Below are 18,396 nucleotides of genomic sequence, written 5' to 3' on the forward strand. Positions count from 1 at the left end.
GGGATCAGGCGTTGCCTAACCTTAAAGACCTTAAAAACAGGATCGCGTCGGTCAAATCGACCCGCAAGATCACCAAGGCCATGCAGATGGTCGCGGCCGCAAAACTGCGCCGCGCCCAAGAGGCTGCCGAGGATGCGCGTCCCTACGCCGAACGGTTCAACGCCGTTATGGCGGGGCTGGCCGCATCTGTCGGTGGCAGCGATTCTGCACCCAAGCTGCTTGCCGGCACCGGTAGCGACCAGGTTCATCTCCTGGTCGTACTGACCGCCGAACGCGGGCTCTGCGGGGGCTTCAACTCCAACATCGCCAAGCTGGCCCGGGTGAAAGCCCAGGAACTGGTCGCGGCGGGCAAGACCGTCAAGATCCTGACGGTTGGCAAAAAAGGCCGGGACGCGATGAAACGCGACCTTGGCGACTATTTTGTCGGTCATGTGGATCTGAGCGAAGTCAAACGCCTTGGCTACGTCAATGCGCAGGACATCGCCAAGGATGTGCTGGCCCGCTTTGATGCCGGGGAATTCGATGTTGCCACGCTCTTCTATGCGAAGTTCGTCAACGTTGTGACCCAGGTGCCGACTGCCCAGCAGGTGATCCCGGCGTCCTTTGATGCCAAGGAAGACGACGCTGCGACCAGCTCTGCCGTCTACGACTACGAGCCCAGCGAAGAAGCCATTCTGGCCGACCTGCTGCCGCGCGGTGTCGCTACGCAGATCTTTGCAGCGCTGCTGGAAAATGGGGCCTCCGAACAGGGTGCCCGGATGAGCGCGATGGACAACGCGACCCGCAACGCGGGCGAGATGATCGACAAGCTGACCATTGAGTTCAACCGCTCGCGTCAGGCCGTGATCACCAACGAGCTGATTGAAATTATTTCGGGCGCTGAGGCGCTCTAAAAGAAAACCGGAGACGAAATATGGCAAATGCAAAAGGCAAGGTGACCCAGATCATCGGCGCCGTTGTGGACGTTCAATTCGACGACCACCTGCCGGCGATCTTGAACGCGCTGACCACCGACAACAACGGTAAGACGCTGGTTCTGGAAGTTGCTCAGCACCTGGGCGAAAACACCGTCCGTACCATCGCGATGGATGCGACCGAAGGTCTGGTTCGCGGTCAGGCCGTAGCTGACACCGATGCACCGATCTCGATCCCCGTCGGCAACGCAACCCTGGGCCGCATCCTGAACGTTGTGGGTGAGCCCGTTGACGAGCAGGGCCCTGTTGTGGCCGCGGAAACCCGCGCCATCCACCAGCCCGCCCCTGAGTTCAGCGACCAGTCCACCGAATCCGAAGTGCTGGTGACCGGCATCAAGGTGATCGACCTTCTCGCCCCATACGCCAAGGGTGGTAAGATTGGTCTGTTCGGCGGCGCCGGCGTTGGCAAAACCGTTCTCATCATGGAACTGATCAACAACATCGCAAAAGTGCACTCGGGCTTCTCCGTGTTCGCGGGTGTTGGTGAACGGACCCGTGAAGGCAACGACCTCTACCACGAAATGATCGAGTCCAACGTTATCAAACCCGATAACCTGGAAGAGTCGCAGGTTGCTCTGGTCTATGGCCAGATGAACGAGCCTCCGGGTGCGCGTGCCCGTGTTGCTCTGACCGGTCTGACCCTGGCGGAACAGTTCCGTGACCAGTCCGGCACCGACGTTCTGTTCTTTGTGGACAATATCTTCCGCTTTACGCAGGCGGGTTCCGAGGTGTCGGCTCTCTTGGGTCGTATTCCTTCGGCTGTGGGCTACCAGCCGACGCTGGCGACCGACATGGGTGCGATGCAGGAACGTATTACCTCGACCAAGAACGGCTCGATCACCTCGATCCAGGCTGTGTACGTTCCCGCGGACGACCTTACCGACCCGGCACCGGCAACCACCTTTGCCCACCTGGACGCGACCACCGTTCTTAACCGTTCGATCTCGGAACTGGGTATCTACCCGGCTGTTGACCCGCTCGACTCCACATCGCGCCTGATGGATCCTTCCATCGTTGGCGAAGAGCATTATGCCGTGGCGTCCGACGTTCAGCAGATCCTTCAGCGCTACAAGTCGCTTCAGGACATCATCGCGATCCTCGGCATGGACGAACTGTCCGAAGAGGACAAGCTGACCGTGACCCGCGCACGTAAGATCCAGCGCTTCCTGTCCCAGCCGTTCGACGTTGCGAAGGTCTTCACCGGTGCAGACGGCAAGCAGGTTCCGCTTGAGGACACCATAGCGTCGTTCAAGGCCGTTGTGGCTGGCGAATACGACCACCTGCCCGAAGGCGCCTTCTACATGGTTGGCGGCATCGATGAGGTGATCGCAAAAGCCGAGAAAATGGCTGCTGACGCGGCCTAAGGAGGGCCCTGATGGCTGATACGATGCAATTCGACCTCGTGAGCCCGGAGCGCCGCCTGGCGTCGCTCCCGGTGACCGCGGTAATGATCCCCGGCGCGGAAGGCGACATGACGGCTATGGCCAATCATGCGCCGACCATCACCACGCTGCGTCCGGGTGTCCTGCGGGTCGAAAGCCCGCAAGGCACATCGGAATACCTGGTCACCGGTGGGTTTGCTGAAATCGGCGCTGACGGTCTGTCTGTCCTTGCTGAGAAGGCAATCCCCATGGACCAGCTGACGCGCGCGCAACTGGACGAGCTGATTGAAGAGGCCCGCACGACCTACAAGGCTGTGCAGGACACTGATCAACCGCATGGTCTCGTTGAAGATGCGGCGAAGCTGCTTGCTGATATGGAAGCCCTGGGCACACATATGAGCCTCTGATTTCTCAGAGCCATGGCAGAAGAATATGAACCGGCCCCTTGCGGGCCGGTTTTGTTTTTTGGCACTCTTGCCGCGGGGATCACGCAAAGAGTGAAAAACGGGCAGGGTGCAGCAGCGGGGGCGGGCACGCAGTATGAAACGGGTACACAGCCCCAGGCTTGGGGTGGATCAGGGCGATATCGAGATTTTCTCGGAGTTCGAGAATGGCGGCAGCATGTGGACAGGGGCGGGCCCACGCGAACGTCGACGCAAGGTGCGGTTTTCCGAACCCTTTGCGGAGATACCTGCGGTGCATCTGTCCAGTTCATTGATGGATATCGATTCCGGGGCCGCGATCCGGGCCGAGCTGGTCGCTGAAACCATCACTCCCGACGGGTTCGAGGTGGTCTTTCGCACCTGGAACGACAGTCGTATCGCACGGATACGGGCCGCCTGGATGGCCATCGGTACACTGCCCTTTGCGGACGACTGGGACGTGCCCTAGACGGCTCTAATCGCTGTCTCGGTCCTTGTTGTGTCGGATTGTGCCCGCGAACTCGGGCAACCAGTGCTCACGTCGGTCGCACCAAAGCTCATAGTCAGGCGTCAGACCACCTGTGTCGTCCAGACTGCCCAGATGCACCTCGATTTCACCCCCCGTTTTGGCAAAGACTGAGGACCCGCAGGTACCGCAGAAATAGCGTCCCTTATAGTGGCGCGGCCTGCCGTCAACGTGGACCGCCTGCGTGGGAAAGATAGCGGCGGCATAAAACAACGCCCCGTGATGTCTGCGGCAGTTCCGGCAGTGGCAGATGCCAACCCTGAGCGGCGGACCGGACGTGGTGACCCTGACGGCACCACACAAGCAGCCACCCTGATAGTGTTTCATGCGCCTCACTCCCGCTTCGCGACGTCTGGCAGTTTAGCACTTCTACCGGGGCGATGACATGGACGGGCCTGCAACGAAAAACCCCACGCGCCGGGTGCCGGGCGTGGGGTTCAAATTCTCTACGTCTAAGGGCGCGGCTTAGCCGTTGCGCGACAGCGACTCGTAGATCGGAACCAGTGTCTTGTCCTCAAACAGCGAGGATACAGAGGTGCCGTGCCAGATATTGAGGATCGCCTGAGTGAAGAGGGGGGCGGTCGGCAGGATGCGGATGTTCGGCGCGCCGAGAACCGCTTCGGTCGGCTGAATGGTGTCGGTCAGCACCAGCGATTTCATCACCGAGTTGGTGACGCGTTCCACTGCGGGGCCACTCATTACCCCGTGGGTGATATAGGCGTGGACCTCTTTGGCGCCATTGTCGAGCAGGACCTGAGCGGCCTTGCAGAGGGTGCCAGCCGTGTCGCACATGTCGTCGATGATCAGACAGATCTTGTCGGTCACATCGCCAATAACAGTCATCTCGGCAACTTCCCCGGCTTTTTCACGGCGTTTGTCGACGATCGACAGCGGCGCATTGATGCGCTTGGCCAGTTCACGGGCACGGGCCACGCCGCCCACGTCGGGGGAGACCACCATGAGTTCGTCCATGTTGTCCTTGAACTGGTTTTTCACATCCAGTGCAAAGATCGGCGAAGCATAGAGGTTGTCCACGGGGATATCAAAGAAGCCCTGGATCTGTGCGGCGTGCAGGTCCATGGTCAGGACCCGCTCGATCCCTGCGCCGGTCAGCATATTGGCAACCAGTTTGGCTGAAATCGGTGTGCGCGCCTTGGTGCGGCGATCCTGACGGGCATAGCCGAAATACGGGATCACCGCAGTGATCCGCTGGGCCGAGGAACGGCGCAGCGCATCGGCGATGATCAGCAGTTCCATCAGGTTGTCATTGGCCGGGTTCGAGGTCGGCTGAATGATGAACATGTCCTCGCCACGGACGTTCTCATAGACTTCGACGAAGATTTCGCCGTCGTTGAACCGTTCGACACGAGCATCGACGAGGCCCTGATCGACACCGCGGTGCATCGACATGCGGCGGGTAATGGTTTCGGCAAGCGGAAGATTGGCGTTCCCAGCAATCAGCTTGGGTTCGTTCAAGGTCGGCATTGGCTGTTATCCCCAGGCAGCAATGGCAGTGTGACAGATTCGTGATGTTGAACCCCGCTTAGCATGGGCGTACCGTCGCGCCTAGATTTAATGCGGGGGAACAGGCCCATGGTGGCGAAGGACAGAGCAGGGGAAACCTGCTGGGGTTGCGGGGAGGCGTGGACAATAATGGTATTGGTTGAAGGGGGCCTCATCGCCACGCCAGGGTGGCAATGATGGCGGTGATTTCTAACGGGCTGACGCAGCCTGTCGCCAGCCATGTTTTGGGAGGTGGCCCCAGAAAAGTGGTGGCAGTTCATTGTTCGCTGGCTCACTCGGGTGCCTGGCGCGGGTTGGCTACTATTCTGGAAGAACAAGTCACGGTCTCCAGCTTTGACATGTTGTCCCACGGCCGTAGCCCAGACTGGGATGGCGAGGGGTTGCTGCAGTTGCGCAACGCAGAGGCAGGTCTGGCTCTGATTGAGGCTGAAAACCTCGCCAAAGAGGGGCCGATTGATCTGATCGGTCATTCTTTTGGTGCCACTGTTGTTTTGGCAATGGCCCAGTTGCGCCCGGATCTTGTGCGGTCTCTGGTGATGGTTGAGCCGGTGTTCTTCTCGCTCGCCGCCGCCGCGGCAACTGCGGATCCGGCAGCCGTTGAGGCGCTGCGCAGGGATCACGTGACGGTGCGCGAAACATATCTGCGCGGCGACGTTGAACATGCGACACGGCTGTTCAATCGGGCCTGGGGCGCAGGCCATCCAAAGTGGAACGACCTTCCCGAAAGCGCCCGAGACGCCATGGTGCGCAGTTTTCCAGCCGTGATGGCCTGCGATACGCAGGTCTATGAGGATATGCTGGGGGTACTGACGCCGGAGAAGCTGGGGCGCGTGACGATGCCCTGTCTACTGATTGATGGCGGCAAGAGCCAACCCATCATGCATGAGGTTATTCGTGCGCTGGCTGCCCGGCTGCCGGATGTGACCTGCCGCCGGATTGACAGCGCGGGGCATATGCTGCCCATCACCCATCCTGCTGAAACCGCCGCGCTGCTGCAGGGATTCTGGCCGGAGATCGTACCAGCACCAGCTCAAGTCTAAGTTATCCATCATGTCCCTTGCCGGGGCTGTGTGACCATAGAAACCCGAGGCGGCACTGCGCCTCGGCTTCGCGTTTTTGAGGGTCCTGGGGCGATATCCTGGGATCAGATATCGTTCACTGTGGTGACGGTTTCGCGAAAATAGTCAATTTTTCCATCCGCCTGATGCGACAAGATGAAGGTGACGCTCTCCACCATGCGGCCACGCACAGCGTAGTGATAGCGTTGATGAAAGCGGGTGTTGTACCAGCCATCGCCCAGATCCTGTGAGCTTAGCCCGACAATTTTGGTGCCCTGGGGAAACACCTCCGGCCCAAGCCGGGACAGGATCACGCCGAAGCCTTCAATATCCGTGGCCTGTTGCCAGCTGACGTCGACACCGTCGCTGTCGCGGTAATGATCAATACGGAAATCAATGTCCGGCGCGATAAAGCCCATCAGCGCGGGATCGCCCGCTTCAAAAAGCCGGAGCAGCTGCTCGATGGCAGGTTGCGATGTGGTATCGGTGCCGGGGGCGGTGGCCAGATTGGTTGCGGGCATGGTGTTCTCCTGTTGGGTGTGAAGACAGGATCGCAAAGAAATCGGGCATAGGGAATTGCTCTGCCATCTATCTTTGATATAGTTTTGATCTATGGATGATCTCACACCGCTTCGATACTTCCGCGCTGCCTATGAGTTAGGGACCTTCAGCGCCGCGGCTCGCGCCTGCGATGTACGCCAGCCATCGGTCTCTGCCGCGATTGCCCGGCTTGAAGATCGCTATGACGGGCCATTGTTTCACCGCAGCAGGGATGGGCTAACCCCAACCGCGCTCGGCCATGAGCTGTATAGTCAGGCCGGGGGTGTTCTGGCGCAGGTGAGCCAGCTTGAGGCACGGCTGAAGGGTCATGTGGCGCGTATGGTGCGGGTGTATTGCGCACCGGATGTGATGATGGCGTCGTTTGAAGCCGGGCTGGCTCGGATCCGCCGCGCGGTGCCGCGGGCGCAGTTCCAATTCACCGATGATGCACTGCAGGCAGATCTGCAGTTTGTCGCCGAAAGCTGCCTGCCGCGTGGCTGCGGGTATCACCCGCTTTGGCAGGAGCGTTACGGCCTCGCATTTCACAGTGCCCATCCGCTGTTGGCGAAGGCAACGCTGACGCTCGCCGATCTGGCCGGGGAGGCGCTGATCGCCCGCCCTTACTGCCCGAGCGCCGATCGCTTTCTGACCGGGCTGGCGCAGGGGGAGGCGGTATCGGCGGGGCTGCGGGTGGCAGCGAGTGCAATCCATGATGCCCAGCTGATGGATCTGGTGGCAGCCGGGCTGGGGGTGGCGCTGATGCCGATGTCCCATGGTGAGGCCCATCGTGGCCTCGTGTTGCGTGAGATTTCGGATGTTGACCCGGTGACACGCGTTGTTGGTGTCGGGTACCGTAAGACCGGGTTTGCGGGTGACATGGCGCGGCATTTCCTCAACCGCGAGAGCGTCATGGGCGCGATGTCTTCGGCCTCGGTGGCGGCAGTCTGAAGGCAGCCGTTGGAACCGCTGCCCTCAGGATATGACCTACAGCAGCGCCAGAAACGCGTCGATCTGATCGTCGCCGATAGACCAGTCACAGACAAAGCGCGCTGTAACCTCTTCCTCTGCGGCGCCGTCCAGAGTTCCGTCCCAGAGGTGATAGACGGCGCCCGCATCGAACAGCCGCTGATGGGTCGCGCGGGGCAGCGCGGCAAAGATCATATTGGCCTGCGGTTCATGACTGAACTGGGCCCCCGCATCGCGCAAGCCCGCAGTCAGACGCGCGGCTTTTGCATTGGCGGTGCGGGCGTTTCTCAGCCACAGATCATCGGTCAGATAGGCCAGCATCTGCGCCGACAGATAACGGTGTTTGGAGAACAGATGAGCTCCGCGTTTGCGGCGATATTCGAACTCCTGCGCCTTTGCCGGGTCAAAGAAGATCACCGCCTCAACCCCCATGCAGCCATTCTTGGTGCCGCCAAAGGACACCACATCGACGCCTGCTTTCCAGGTCATCTCCGCCGGGGTGCAGCCGAGCGAGACCAGCGCGTTGGTAAAACGCGCGCCGTCCAGATGGACCGGCAGATCATAGGATTTCGCCACATCGCATAGTGCTCGCAGTTCGTCGAGCGAATAGACGGTGCCGAATTCTGTCACTTGTGTAATCGACACCGGTCCGCGTTGAGGGCCGTGTACGCCACGGGTTTCCTCGCCTTCAATCGCGCTGCGCAGATCGATGGGCGTCATTTTGTCTTCGCCAGTGATCAGTGTCAGCTTGGCCCCGCCGGTATAGAATTCCGGCCCGTTACATTCATCCATATTGATATGGGACGGGCCGGTGCAGAATACCGTCTGCCAGGGCTGGCACAGAGTCGACAGTGCCAGAACATTGGCCGCCGTGCCGGTTGCCACCAGATAGACCGCGGCCTGCGGCGCCTCAAAGATCTCGCGAATGCGGGAAGTGACCTTGGCCATCTCCTCATCGGCGCCATAGCCCATGGCGTAGCCAGTGTTTGCGGCATTCAGTGCTGCGAGGATTTCGGGATTGGCCGGGCCGGAATTGTCAGAGGCGAAATGCATTTAGAGCGGCTCCTCGATAATATGCTCTTCCCAGTCTTCTTCGGGGGTGTCGAATTCAGAAACGGTCCAGCCGCGCACCGAGACGCCTGCCTCATGTACGCTGGCCGGATCACCGGTGATCAGCGGGTGCCAATCGGGTAGGGGTTTGCCCTCCCACAGCAGGCGATAGGCGCAGGTCTGCGGCATCCAATAGGCGTGCGTGTCCAGATTGTCCGGTTTCAGAACGATACATTCCGGAACAAACTGGTGACGGTTTTCATAATGGGCGCAGCGGCAGGTGGCATCATCCAGCAGGCGGCAGGCAACACGGGTCAGCGCAACCTCACCACTGTCTTCGTCTTCCAGCTTGTTGAGGCAACATTTGCCACAGCCGTCACAAAGCGCCTCCCACTCACGGTTGTTCAGCTTGGCGAGCGGTTTCTTTTCCCAGAACCGTTTGGCCAGTCCGTTGCGATCAATACCGTCGCTCATAGGGCCGCCAAAAGGCTGCGCGCCTGTGAGCAATCCGCGTCCATCTGCGCCAGCAACCCGTCCAGCCCGTCGAAAGTCATTTCCGGGCGCAGGTATTCTACCAGACCGACAGACAGCGTCGCGCCATAGAGATTGCCGGTGAAATCAAACAGGAAGGTTTCGATGTTGGGATGGCTGCCGTCAAACATCGGACGCACACCAACGGAGGCCGCCCCGTGATAGCTGCCCTGATGCGGCCCATCCAGCACGTCAACCAGCACCGCATAGACGCCAAATGCAGGTTGATGCAGCCCGTCGATCGACATATTCGCGGTGGGATAGCCCAATTCGCGGCCGCGCTGTTCGCCGCCGATCACTTCGCCCTCAATCCGGTGCCAATGGCCCAGCATATTGGCGGCATCCCGTGGGCGTCCGTCGCTTAGCGCGCGGCGAATTGCGGTGGAGGACACCGTGTCCTCTGAGTATTCCATCAGCGGGGCGATGGTCACGCCAAAGCCCATATTCTCGCCAAAGCGTTTGAGATCTTCGGCGGTGCCTGCGCGCCCCTTGCCGAAACAGAAGTCAGAGCCGACAACGACATGCCGCAGCCCCAACCCGTCAGCGATGACCTTGCGCGCAAAAGCTTCGGGTGTGAGACCAGACAACGCGGCGTTGAAGTTCAGCTGATAGAGGCGCTCGACCCCCAGCTTTTCCAGTCGCGACGCGCGCGCCTCCGCTGACATCAGCCGGAACGGCGGGGCCTCTGGGGCAAAGAACTCACGTGGGTGCGGCTCAAATGTCATCACCCCCAGCGGGGCTTGCGGCTCTGCCTCGCGGGCCAGGTCGATGACCGATTGATGGCCGCGATGAACACCATCGAAATTGCCGATGGCGGCGGCGGCTCCACGATCCTTTGGATCTACGAATTGAAAGTCACGTATAATGCGCATGGCCACTGCCTAGCCGCGCCGACGCGCGCTTGCAAGAGCCATGCCGCGGGTTGGTGCCGGTTGCTGCAGGGCCGTCCTGGCTCAGTCAAACTTGCGGGACGGCGCCATCACCATGGCCTCACCGACCAACACCTTCTTGCCGTCGACCATGCAGCGGCAATCCAGCTTGACCCGCCGTTTGTCGATTTCGATGCCAGTGACTTCGACCTCGGCCAGAACCAGATCGCCGGGGCGCACAGGGGCGAGGAATTTCAGCGACTGGCTCATGTAGATGGTGCCATGGCCGGGCAGCTGTTCTCCGATGACCGCAGAGATCAACCCGGCTGTCAGCATTCCATGGGCAATGCGCCCCTGAAACATCGTATCCTGAGCGTAATCCTCATCCAGATGCACAGGGTTATGATCGGTCGAGACTTCGGCGAACATCTCGATGTCTTTATCTGTCACCTCTTTGCGCAGATAGCGGACCATCCCCATTTCGATATCTTCAATGCAGATGGTCCCGCGTGGAAAATTGTCCAACATGTGCCTCTCCCGGTTGCCGTAGGTTTGCTGCCGATTGTCCCAGCGTGCAGTGTTGGCGCAACGCGGAAACAATCGGGCAAATAAAGACTCTTTACGGCAACTTTATTACTTCGCAACTGCAGAAAGGCAAGTGTTTTCTGGCTTAGCGCAATTTGCCGATGGAATAGGTCGGTGCAGAATTTTCCTTTTTCAAATATTGGGTTAGCGCGGTTTTATCGGGTTGGTGATCGGTTTGGGTCTCTTTTGCGGCAAGTCCACCTGTTATGAACAGTGAGTCCAGACCCTCCCCCATTGCGCCGGCGACATCCGTATGCGGCCCATCGCCGATCGCCAGAATGTCGCGATCAGCGATGTCTTGGCCCAGTTCCGCGAGACGGCGACGCGCCAGATCATAGATCGGGGGATGTGGTTTGCCGAAATACAGGCTCTCACCACCCATTTCGGTATAAAGCCGCGCCAGCGCGCCGGCGCACCATTCGCGGGTTTCGCCACGATCGACCACGATATCGGGGTTCGCGCAGAGCAACTTCAAGCCCATTTGCTTGGCATAGAGAAAGTCGGGCCGGTTCACGTCAGGGTCTGCTTGGGTGTCAAAGGGGCCGCAGCAGACGATGCCCTCAGCTTCCTTAAGCGGCACTCGGATGACATCAAGCGGATCGTCCAGCATTTTCAATGGTTCGAAGAACCCGGCGTCGCGCTCCCATTCGCCCATGAAATAGACTTTGCTTCCGACCGCACCATTGAACATCGCCGCTCGCGCGGAGTCGCCGGAGGTGGCAATGGTGTCATAGGCATCATCCGGCACACCAAAGTCGCCCAACTGGGAGGCGACCCCGGCGCGGGGTTTTGGGGAGTTGGTCAGTAGCACAACGATCCCACCGTCCCTGCGATAGGCCTGCAGCGCTGCCACCGCTTCGGGGTAGGCTGTGATCCCGTTGTGAACGCAGCCCCACAGATCGACGAACAGGGCTTTGTATTGGTTTGAGACCTCTGCAAGTGAGGAAATGATCTGAGTCATGGGCTGATCTTTCGCGTGATTTTCCGGTGCATAAAGCTATGGCAGAGCGTGCGGTATTTGACCAGATTGGCTCCATTTCCAGTTTTTTAACAACCGAAGGGTAGAACGAGAAAGAGTTTCAACCCTGAGGTGTGCTGTAATGTTTCGAACTATCTCCACAAAAACCCGGTTTATGATCTCGGGGGCGGTATCGGTTTTTACGATCTTGGTGCTTGCTCTTATATCTGTTTACAGCCTTTGGCAGAGTGAACTGGAGTTGGAACGTCAAATAGATGTCACCAAAACGGTGCGACATGAGCTGAAAATTGACCTGTTACACGAGGAGCTGCACGCAGAGGTGCTCTACCTTGTGCTGGCGGGTGACCACGCCACAGCTGCTGAGCGAGAGGAGTTGCGTGCAAGGGTTGTGGAGGCCGGTGAAGAAATACGCACCAACGTCGAATTGCTGAAACGAGACACGTTGCCACCGAAAGCTCTTGCCCAGGTTGAGGGAATGGCTCCCGAAATGGACGCGTTTTTGACTCAAGGTGTGGCTCTGGCTGAGTTGGCAATGACGGATAGGGTCGCAGCTGAAGCGGGCCTCGATGCGTTCGAAGAGAGCTACAAGGCGTTGAACACACAGCTACACCCCCTCAGCGATTGGATTGAGCAGGCAGCAATTGAAACGGCCGATGCCGCGCGTGCACATGATATGGCGCTGCTCTATACACTGTTGGGAACATCTGTCCTGCTCGTCTTGATCACGATCTACAACGCCCGCAAGATGACCTTGAATATCGTGCGCCCAATTGGTCGCATGCGCGAGGCTTTGCGAGAAGTCGCCGAAGGGGATTTTGGCCTGAAAGTCGAAGCCCGTATGCGTGGAGATGACTTTGGTCAGATTGCCCATGACATCGACCGGGTATCTGGACGCGTCATCGATGAGCTGGAAAAACAGAACGCGCTGCGAGGCGAAAGCGAAAAGGTGATCGACCGGTTGCGTCAGGGCCTGCAGCGGCTTGCGGCGGGCGATTTCAGCGATCAGATCAACGACAGCTTTGGTTCCGATTATGATCCGCTGCGGATCAACTACAACGAAACTGTGGATAAGCTGAACGAGGTCATGGCGCAGGTGGTCAAGGCGAGTGCAGCTATACAGGCCCAGTCCGATGAAATCCGAAGCGGGTCCGAGGATATGTCTGCCCGCACCGAAAGCCAGGCCGCCACGTTGGAAGAAACAGCCGCTGCGCTGGAAGAGATGACGGTCAGTGTCAGTAACTCTGCGAAAAACGCCAAAGCGGTGGAAGGTGCGGTGGATTCCGCGCGCAAGGATGTTGAGAACAGTGGCCGGGTTGTCGAAGGCGCAATCGAAGCGATGAATGAGATTGAGCGATCCTCGGGCCAGATATCCCAGATCATCGGCGTTATTGACGATATCGCCTTCCAGACCAATCTGCTCGCCTTGAATGCAGGTGTTGAGGCCGCCCGAGCGGGTGAGGTTGGCCGTGGCTTCGCAGTCGTGGCCTCCGAGGTGCGTGCATTGGCGCAACGGTCATCGGATGCGGCCAATGAAATCAAAACACTGATCACAGCCAGCACCAGAACGGTCGAGGAAGGCGTTGAAAAAGTCGATAGCGCTGGTAAGGCCCTCTCGCAGGTTGTGGGCGAAGTGGTCAATATCGCGACTTTGGTTTCCGGGATCTCTTCGGAGTCCGGTGAACAGGCCCAGGGGTTGAACGAGATCAATATCGGAGTTGCTCAGCTGGACAATGTCACCCAGCAGAATGCTGCGATGGTTGAGGAATCCGGAGCGGCCATTCTAAAGATGAACAGTGAGACCTACGGACTTAATCAGATTGTCAGCCAATTTATCCTGCTGACGTCCGACGGGGGCGAGGGCGGGTCCTCTACGGCAAAGCGCGCGGCAGCGGCGGTCGAGGCAGGCCATCCAGATGAGGAACGTTGGGAAGACTACAATGAGGTCTCCGCACATGGGTCCGTTTCAGGGGACGGCATTGATGAGTGGAACAGCCAAGGTTCGTCATCGCAAAATCCTGCTGCGTCGGCGAGCGGCGCCGAGAGCGATGATGGCTGGTCTGATGACGATGCGGTGGCCAATTTCGCATAATACGGATTGGACCAAGGCGCGCGGCAGACATGGCGTGCCTTGGTTGCGAACGTTAGCGATACAGTATCTTCAGATACAGGCGCTCCACATGATGTAGATATCAAGGTGGGCAGCATCGGGGTGGTAAGGATGAGGCCCGTCTATATGAGGCCTGGGATGGCGCTTTGCGGCAATCCGGAGGGGCGTATCTGATCCTCGTGACCGCGTGGTGTACTCTGCCGACAGATTCTGCGCGGTTCTATCGGGCCATATAACCTGCCGAGCCACGGCGGGCTGGTCGGCAGCTTGACAGTCATGGCAGGTTTTGCGCGTTGCTGTAGGCAGGCTAGGCGCGGCCGCAGTTGGCATATGAGGCCAAGCCGTGCAGCGCAAAAGTAAAGCCAGCCCGTTTCTGATCTGGTTGCATAATTGCATATCAGGCTCATGATGCGCTGGCCCGGTCGCCGGTAGGGCATGCGACGTTGCAGACCTTAAACGCCGCCTGCCAACCATGCGCCCATGGCAAACCTAGGCATACGTGTTCGACGCGGCGAGGACATCCGGCGGAGCGCTGCTAGACAGCGCCCCCCTCTGCGGGATCGTTCGGAAACCAAAAAATGCGGAGCTCGTTACAAGCTCCGCATGTCTAAATCAGGTTGCGGCAGCAGTAGGCCGCCGCCTTAACTCTGGCGCATTCAGATCCAGCGACCTCAGATCGCCAGATTGGGGATGATCTGTTTCTTACGGCTCATCACGCCAGGAAGAACAACGGTATCGCCTTCGGCTGTGGCGTCAAAGCTTTTGGAGGCGAGGGTGCGGACCAGATCGTTGGGGACCAGCAGCGTGGCCTCTTCTTTCAGGATATCCACAACGAAGAGCAGGACCTGATCGACGCCATCTTCGTTTGCGACGGTTGTCATGGTCTCCATCAGCGACGCCTTGCGATCCAGAACAACGGCGGGAGCGGTGGTTTCCAGAACAGAGACGCGGAACTTGGTGCCCTCGACCGCATATTCCTTTGAATCCATCCGCAGCAGTTCCGCGTCGGAGAAGGCCGACACGTCGGATTTCGCGGCAAACATTTCTGCGGCATAGGCGGCAATGTCCACGCCCAGATCTTCGGCCAGGCTATAGGCCACGGCCTTGTCTTCCTGGGTTGTGGTGGGGGAGCGGAATTCGAGCGTGTCACTCAGGATGCAGGTCAGCATCGCGCCTTTGATGTCGCGCGGAGCCTGGGCCAGATCCGCGCCGATCATCTTCCACATGATGGTCGCGGTGCAGGCGACCGGCTCAATGCGGATGTTGATAGGGCCTTTGGTTTCAAGGCCGCCAACCAGTTTATGATGATCAATGATCGCTTGAATATCGGCGCCATTGATATTGGCGGGCAATTCGGCAGGATTGTTGGTGTCGACGATCACGACAGGCTGATCATCGGCGACGTCTGCAATGATCTCCGGCTTGTCCAACCCCCAGTGCTGCAGCATGAAGGCCGCTTCGGTGTTGGGCTCGCCCAGCAGTTTCGGCGCGGCTTCGACAGATTTGATCTGGTTGAGGTACCAAGACCAGATGATCGCTGAGCCGGTGGAGTCGGTATCAGGGGATTTATGGCCGAAGACGAAGGTGGTCATGACGTGTGTCCTATGCAAGTGCCGGAATTTTGCGCGTCTTATAGGCATGGGGAGGGGACTTGTCACCCCGGGCCGGTGTCTGATCAATGCCGCTATGTTGTTCGTGCAGACCTACGCTTCAGGGCTGGTCTGAGACAACAGGCAGGCGATGGTGGCGAACTGCTTTTCCTTCGGCGCGGTCGGGGCTACCATCGCGCCATGGACCGCGAAGATCAGCTCTATCCGCCTGTTAAGGCTCTGTTCGAAAGCCAGGGTTACACCGTCAAAGGCGAGGTCGGTGCGGCTGATGTGGTCGCCTGTCGCAGTGATGAGCCGCCGGTTATCGTGGAGCTGAAACTGCGGTTTTCGCTCTCCTTGTTTCATCAGGCGATCACGCGGCTTGCCCTGAGTGATCTGGTTTATATCGCGGTGCCCAAACCCTCGGGCCGTCAGGCGCGGCGAATGCTAAAGGACAATTTGTCGATGTGTCGGCGTCTGGGGCTGGGGTTGATTACGGTGCTGCCGGATGGGCGGACCGAGGTGCAGTGCGATCCAGGGCCATATGCGCCGCGCAAGTCGGCGAAAAAACAGACGCGACTGCTGCGCGAATTCCAGCGCCTTCAGGGGGATCCCAACGCAGGCGGCGCCACACGGCACGGCATTGTAACCGCATACCGTCAGGATGCGCTGCGCTGCGCCGCCCATCTGGCCGAACACGGGCCGAGCAAAGGAGCCGTCGTTGCTAAGAGCGCCGGTGTCCCCACAGCCACGCGGATCATGGCGAGCAATCACTATGGCTGGTTTGAGCGGGTGGAAACCGGCATCTATCAGCTGACAGAGGCGGGGCGTGCCGGGCTGATTCACTGGGCGCATAGCTGGGAGCCGATAGCGGCAGCCAGCGTCGCAGGCCCTGTGTCTGATCCAGCCTGACGGAGACGTGTGATGGGCGCGCCAGAATATTGCCACAAAATTTCCCCACGAGCCTGTTGACAGGGGCGCGCACCCTGCCTAGCTATTCCATCGTTAGCACTCAGACGCGTTGAGTGCTAACACCTCCTGCGGGGAGTAGGAGGCGAGACAACAACCTTTGAGCCTTTAAGGAGCTACAAAGATGGCATTGAAACCGCTTCATGACCGCGTGCTGGTCCGTCGCACCGAGAGCGAAGAAAAAACCGCCGGTGGTCTGATCATTCCTGATTCCGCCAAGGAAAAGCCGAGCGAAGGCGTTGTCGTCGCAACCGGCGAAGGCGCACGCAAGGACAGCGGCGAGCTGATCGCGATGGCTGTGTCTGCTGGCGACAAGATCCTGTTCGGCAAATGGTCAGGCACTGAGGTCAACGTCGACGGCGAAGAGCTGCTGATGATGAAAGAAAGCGACATCATGGGCATCATCGAGTAAGACGCCGGGTTTTCCCGACACCTTCTCTGATCCCATTCGCTGACAATTACAGATTTTCTCTAGGAGAGTGAACAATGGCTGCTAAGGACGTCAAATTCGACACCGATGCCCGCAACCGCATGCTGAACGGCGTCAACATTCTGGCCGACGCTGTGAAAGTGACCCTGGGCCCCAAAGGCCGCAATGTGGTTCTCGACAAATCCTTCGGCGCTCCGCGCATCACCAAAGACGGCGTGTCCGTGGCGAAGGAAATCGAACTGGAAGACAAGTTCGAAAACATGGGCGCCCAGATGGTGAAGGAAGTTGCTTCCCGCACCAACGACGAAGCTGGTGACGGTACCACCACCGCAACCGTGCTGGCACAAGCCATCGTAAAAGAAGGCCTGAAGCAGGTTGCTGCTGGCCTGAACCCGATGGACCTGAAGCGCGGCATCGACCTCGCGACCACCAAGGTTGTCGAAGCGATCAAAGCATCGGCCCGTGACGTAAAAGACAGCGAAGAAGTTGCGCAGGTTGGCACCATCTCCGCCAACGGCGAAGCTGAAATCGGCCGTCAGATCGCAGACGCGATGCAGAAAGTCGGCAACGAAGGTGTTATCACCGTCGAAGAAAACAAGGGTCTGGAAACCGAGACCACTGTTGTCGAAGGTATGCAGTTCGACCGTGGCTACCTGTCGCCTTACTTCGTCACCAACCCTGACAAGATGATTGCAGATCTCGACGACTGCATGATCCTGCTGCACGAGAAGAAACTCTCCTCGCTGCAAGCCATGGTTCCGCTGCTGGAGCAGGTAATCCAGTCGCAGAAACCGCTGCTGATCATTGCAGAAGACGTAGAAGGCGAAGCACTGGCAACTCTGGTTGTCAACAAGCTGCGCGGCGGCCTGAAAATTGCTGCTGTCAAAGCACCGGGCTTCGGCGATCGCCGCAAAGCCATGCTGCAGGACATCGCAATTCTGACCGGTGGTCAGGTGATCTCCGAAGATCTGGGCATGAAGCTTGAGTCCGTGACCATGGACATGCTGGGTACCGCCAAGAAAATCGAAATCACCAAAGACGAAACCACCATCGTCGACGGTGCTGGCGAGAAGGCCGAGATTGAGGCACGGGTTGCTCAGATCCGCGCTCAGATCGAAGAAACCACATCCGACTACGACCGTGAGAAGCTGCAAGAGCGCGTTGCCAAACTGGCAGGCGGTGTTGCCGTAATCCGCGTCGGTGGTATGACCGAAGTGGAAGTGAAAGAGCGCAAAGACCGCGTTGACGATGCTCTGAACGCAACCCGCGCAGCTGTGCAGGAAGGCGTCATCGTTGGTGGTGGTGTTGCTCTGGTTCAGGGCGGTAAGGCACTGGACGGCCTCGAGGGGGCGAACTCTGATCAGAACGCCGGTATCACCATCGTGCGTAAAGCCATCGAAGCGCCGCTGCGCCAGATCGCCGAAAACGCAGGTGTGGACGGTGCTGTGGTTGCGGGCAAGATCCGCGAATCCGCAGACAACAGCTTCGGCTACAACGCCCAGACCGATGAATATGGCGACATGTTCTCCTTCGGCGTGATTGACCCGGCCAAAGTGACCCGCACCGCTCTGGAAGATGCGGCGTCGGTTGCTGGCCTCCTGATCACCACCGAAGCCATGGTTGCTGACAAGCCCGCCAAAGAAGGCGCGGCTGCAGGCGGCGGCATGCCCGACATGGGCGGCATGGGCGGCATGGGCGGCATGATGTAATCCCAAATCCCACCGGGATTTGGGATGCGACAAAAGGCGATTGAGCAGATAGGCCAATCTGCCAGACGTCCGCCGCTTACGATGTTAGGAATTTGGGCTGCCTTCGGGCGGCCCTTTTTCATTTTGGACGGCGAAGGCCCGCCTTGCGGACCTGCCTGCGACGCGAGTATTTTTGGAGAGGTGATT

General features: G+C 59.1%; 19 protein-coding genes. 10 read left to right on the forward strand and 9 right to left on the reverse strand.

The annotated features are described in order from the left end of the window. The first annotated feature begins 11 nt into the window (after window positions 1-11). The 4 genes from GAL_RS04305 to GAL_RS04320 all read left to right on the forward strand — a co-directional run bounded on the left by GAL_RS04305 (window position 12) and on the right by GAL_RS04320 (window position 3,247). A complete protein-coding gene (locus tag GAL_RS04305) occupies window positions 12-893 on the forward strand; it encodes a F0F1 ATP synthase subunit gamma (RefSeq protein WP_024096361.1) in 882 nt (293 codons plus the stop codon). A gap of 20 nt (window positions 894-913) precedes the next feature. Then, a complete protein-coding gene (gene atpD, locus GAL_RS04310; RefSeq protein WP_024096362.1) occupies window positions 914-2,338 on the forward strand; it encodes a F0F1 ATP synthase subunit beta in 1,425 nt (474 codons plus the stop codon). Between the two features lie 11 nt (window positions 2,339-2,349). Beyond that, window positions 2,350-2,763, forward strand: coding sequence for a F0F1 ATP synthase subunit epsilon (locus GAL_RS04315; protein WP_024096363.1), 414 nt, complete (start codon window positions 2,350-2,352; stop codon window positions 2,761-2,763). Between the two features lie 133 nt (window positions 2,764-2,896). Next, window positions 2,897-3,247: an H-type lectin domain-containing protein gene (locus GAL_RS04320; protein WP_040103900.1), complete on the forward strand. Its 351-nt coding sequence runs from the start codon at window positions 2,897-2,899 to the stop codon at window positions 3,245-3,247. Window positions 3,248-3,253: 6 nt separating this feature from the next. Here GAL_RS04320 and GAL_RS04325 read toward each other — a convergent pair whose 3' ends face one another. Together GAL_RS04325 and GAL_RS04330 are read right to left on the reverse strand one after the other, a co-directional pair. Next, the gene (locus GAL_RS04325) at window positions 3,254-3,631 is read right to left on the reverse strand and encodes a GFA family protein (RefSeq protein WP_024096365.1); all 378 of its coding nucleotides are present in this window, start codon (window positions 3,629-3,631) and stop codon (window positions 3,254-3,256) included. Window positions 3,632-3,769: 138 nt separating this feature from the next. Next, window positions 3,770-4,789 carry a ribose-phosphate pyrophosphokinase gene (locus GAL_RS04330; RefSeq protein WP_024096366.1) on the reverse strand — a complete coding sequence of 340 codons (1,020 nt, stop codon included), beginning with the start codon at window positions 4,787-4,789 and terminating at the stop codon, window positions 3,770-3,772. 215 nt (window positions 4,790-5,004) lie between these two features. Between GAL_RS04330 and GAL_RS04335 the strand changes: the two genes are divergently transcribed. Further along, the gene (locus GAL_RS04335) at window positions 5,005-5,868 is read left to right on the forward strand and encodes an alpha/beta fold hydrolase (RefSeq protein WP_040103912.1); all 864 of its coding nucleotides are present in this window, start codon (window positions 5,005-5,007) and stop codon (window positions 5,866-5,868) included. Window positions 5,869-5,972: 104 nt separating this feature from the next. Here GAL_RS04335 and GAL_RS04340 read toward each other — a convergent pair whose 3' ends face one another. Next, on the reverse strand, window positions 5,973-6,407 hold the full coding sequence (locus GAL_RS04340; protein ID WP_024096368.1) for a hypothetical protein: 435 nt from the start codon (window positions 6,405-6,407) through the stop codon (window positions 5,973-5,975). A gap of 91 nt (window positions 6,408-6,498) precedes the next feature. On the opposite strand from GAL_RS04340, the gene GAL_RS04345 reads away from it, so the two are divergent. Beyond that, window positions 6,499-7,374: a LysR family transcriptional regulator gene (locus GAL_RS04345; protein ID WP_024096369.1), complete on the forward strand. Its 876-nt coding sequence runs from the start codon at window positions 6,499-6,501 to the stop codon at window positions 7,372-7,374. A gap of 36 nt (window positions 7,375-7,410) precedes the next feature. Here GAL_RS04345 and GAL_RS04350 read toward each other — a convergent pair whose 3' ends face one another. The 5 genes from GAL_RS04350 to GAL_RS04370 form a co-directional block, all read right to left on the reverse strand. Further along, the gene (locus GAL_RS04350) at window positions 7,411-8,445 is read right to left on the reverse strand and encodes a threonine aldolase family protein (RefSeq protein ID WP_024096370.1); all 1,035 of its coding nucleotides are present in this window, start codon (window positions 8,443-8,445) and stop codon (window positions 7,411-7,413) included. Continuing rightward, window positions 8,446-8,916, reverse strand: a complete 471-nt coding sequence (locus GAL_RS04355; RefSeq protein ID WP_014875404.1) for a YcgN family cysteine cluster protein — start codon at window positions 8,914-8,916, stop codon at window positions 8,446-8,448. Continuing rightward, window positions 8,913-9,845 (reverse strand): bifunctional riboflavin kinase/FAD synthetase, encoded by a 933-nt coding sequence (locus tag GAL_RS04360; protein WP_024096371.1) that lies wholly within the window; start codon window positions 9,843-9,845, stop codon window positions 8,913-8,915. Before GAL_RS04360 ends, GAL_RS04355 begins: the two co-directional genes overlap by 4 nt. A gap of 81 nt (window positions 9,846-9,926) precedes the next feature. Beyond that, entirely contained in the window at window positions 9,927-10,370 is a 444-nt protein-coding gene (locus tag GAL_RS04365; RefSeq protein ID WP_024096372.1) for a MaoC family dehydratase, read from the reverse strand. 142 nt (window positions 10,371-10,512) lie between these two features. After that, window positions 10,513-11,388: a TIGR01459 family HAD-type hydrolase gene (locus tag GAL_RS04370; protein WP_024096373.1), complete on the reverse strand. Its 876-nt coding sequence runs from the start codon at window positions 11,386-11,388 to the stop codon at window positions 10,513-10,515. A gap of 256 nt (window positions 11,389-11,644) precedes the next feature. Here GAL_RS04370 and GAL_RS04375 point away from each other — a divergent pair, with 256 nt between their 5' ends. Continuing rightward, complete coding sequence (locus tag GAL_RS04375) at window positions 11,645-13,495, forward strand: methyl-accepting chemotaxis protein (protein ID WP_244462727.1); 1,851 nt, start codon at window positions 11,645-11,647, stop codon at window positions 13,493-13,495. 689 nt (window positions 13,496-14,184) lie between these two features. Here the strand turns inward: GAL_RS04375 and GAL_RS04380 are convergent. After that, window positions 14,185-15,105: a manganese-dependent inorganic pyrophosphatase gene (locus GAL_RS04380; protein ID WP_024096375.1), complete on the reverse strand. Its 921-nt coding sequence runs from the start codon at window positions 15,103-15,105 to the stop codon at window positions 14,185-14,187. A 198-nt stretch (window positions 15,106-15,303) separates the two neighbouring features. Here GAL_RS04380 and GAL_RS04385 point away from each other — a divergent pair, with 198 nt between their 5' ends. The 3 genes from GAL_RS04385 (at window position 15,304) to groL (ending at window position 18,210) form a co-directional block, all read left to right on the forward strand. Further along, complete coding sequence (locus tag GAL_RS04385; protein ID WP_024096376.1) at window positions 15,304-16,014, forward strand: DUF2161 domain-containing phosphodiesterase; 711 nt, start codon at window positions 15,304-15,306, stop codon at window positions 16,012-16,014. Between the two features lie 181 nt (window positions 16,015-16,195). Continuing rightward, the gene (locus GAL_RS04390) at window positions 16,196-16,483 is read left to right on the forward strand and encodes a co-chaperone GroES (RefSeq protein WP_024096377.1); all 288 of its coding nucleotides are present in this window, start codon (window positions 16,196-16,198) and stop codon (window positions 16,481-16,483) included. A gap of 74 nt (window positions 16,484-16,557) precedes the next feature. Continuing rightward, window positions 16,558-18,210: a chaperonin GroEL gene (groL, locus tag GAL_RS04395; protein ID WP_024096378.1), complete on the forward strand. Its 1,653-nt coding sequence runs from the start codon at window positions 16,558-16,560 to the stop codon at window positions 18,208-18,210. The last annotated feature ends 186 nt before the right edge of the window (window positions 18,211-18,396 follow it).

It is taken from the genome of Phaeobacter gallaeciensis DSM 26640, from assembly GCF_000511385.1.
Lineage (GTDB): Bacteria > Pseudomonadota > Alphaproteobacteria > Rhodobacterales > Rhodobacteraceae > Phaeobacter > Phaeobacter gallaeciensis.

Coding starts and splice junctions, on each gene's coding strand:
- GAL_RS04365 (WP_024096372.1), bottom strand. CDS start 10,370: ATGTTGGACAATTTTCCACGCGGGACCATCTGCATTGAAGATATCGAA.
- GAL_RS04370 (WP_024096373.1), bottom strand. CDS start 11,388: ATGACTCAGATCATTTCCTCACTTGCAGAGGTCTCAAACCAATACAAA.
- GAL_RS04345 (WP_024096369.1), top strand. CDS start 6,499: ATGGATGATCTCACACCGCTTCGATACTTCCGCGCTGCCTATGAGTTA.
- GAL_RS04390 (WP_024096377.1), top strand. CDS start 16,196: ATGGCATTGAAACCGCTTCATGACCGCGTGCTGGTCCGTCGCACCGAG.
- GAL_RS04320 (WP_040103900.1), top strand. CDS start 2,897: ATGAAACGGGTACACAGCCCCAGGCTTGGGGTGGATCAGGGCGATATC.
- GAL_RS04330 (WP_024096366.1), bottom strand. CDS start 4,789: ATGCCGACCTTGAACGAACCCAAGCTGATTGCTGGGAACGCCAATCTT.
- atpD (WP_024096362.1), top strand. CDS start 914: ATGGCAAATGCAAAAGGCAAGGTGACCCAGATCATCGGCGCCGTTGTG.
- groL (WP_024096378.1), top strand. CDS start 16,558: ATGGCTGCTAAGGACGTCAAATTCGACACCGATGCCCGCAACCGCATG.
- GAL_RS04315 (WP_024096363.1), top strand. CDS start 2,350: ATGGCTGATACGATGCAATTCGACCTCGTGAGCCCGGAGCGCCGCCTG.
- GAL_RS04385 (WP_024096376.1), top strand. CDS start 15,304: ATGGACCGCGAAGATCAGCTCTATCCGCCTGTTAAGGCTCTGTTCGAA.
- GAL_RS04360 (WP_024096371.1), bottom strand. CDS start 9,845: ATGCGCATTATACGTGACTTTCAATTCGTAGATCCAAAGGATCGTGGA.
- GAL_RS04335 (WP_040103912.1), top strand. CDS start 5,005: ATGGCGGTGATTTCTAACGGGCTGACGCAGCCTGTCGCCAGCCATGTT.
- GAL_RS04325 (WP_024096365.1), bottom strand. CDS start 3,631: ATGAAACACTATCAGGGTGGCTGCTTGTGTGGTGCCGTCAGGGTCACC.
- GAL_RS04380 (WP_024096375.1), bottom strand. CDS start 15,105: ATGACCACCTTCGTCTTCGGCCATAAATCCCCTGATACCGACTCCACC.
- GAL_RS04340 (WP_024096368.1), bottom strand. CDS start 6,407: ATGCCCGCAACCAATCTGGCCACCGCCCCCGGCACCGATACCACATCG.
- GAL_RS04350 (WP_024096370.1), bottom strand. CDS start 8,445: ATGCATTTCGCCTCTGACAATTCCGGCCCGGCCAATCCCGAAATCCTC.
- GAL_RS04355 (WP_014875404.1), bottom strand. CDS start 8,916: ATGAGCGACGGTATTGATCGCAACGGACTGGCCAAACGGTTCTGGGAA.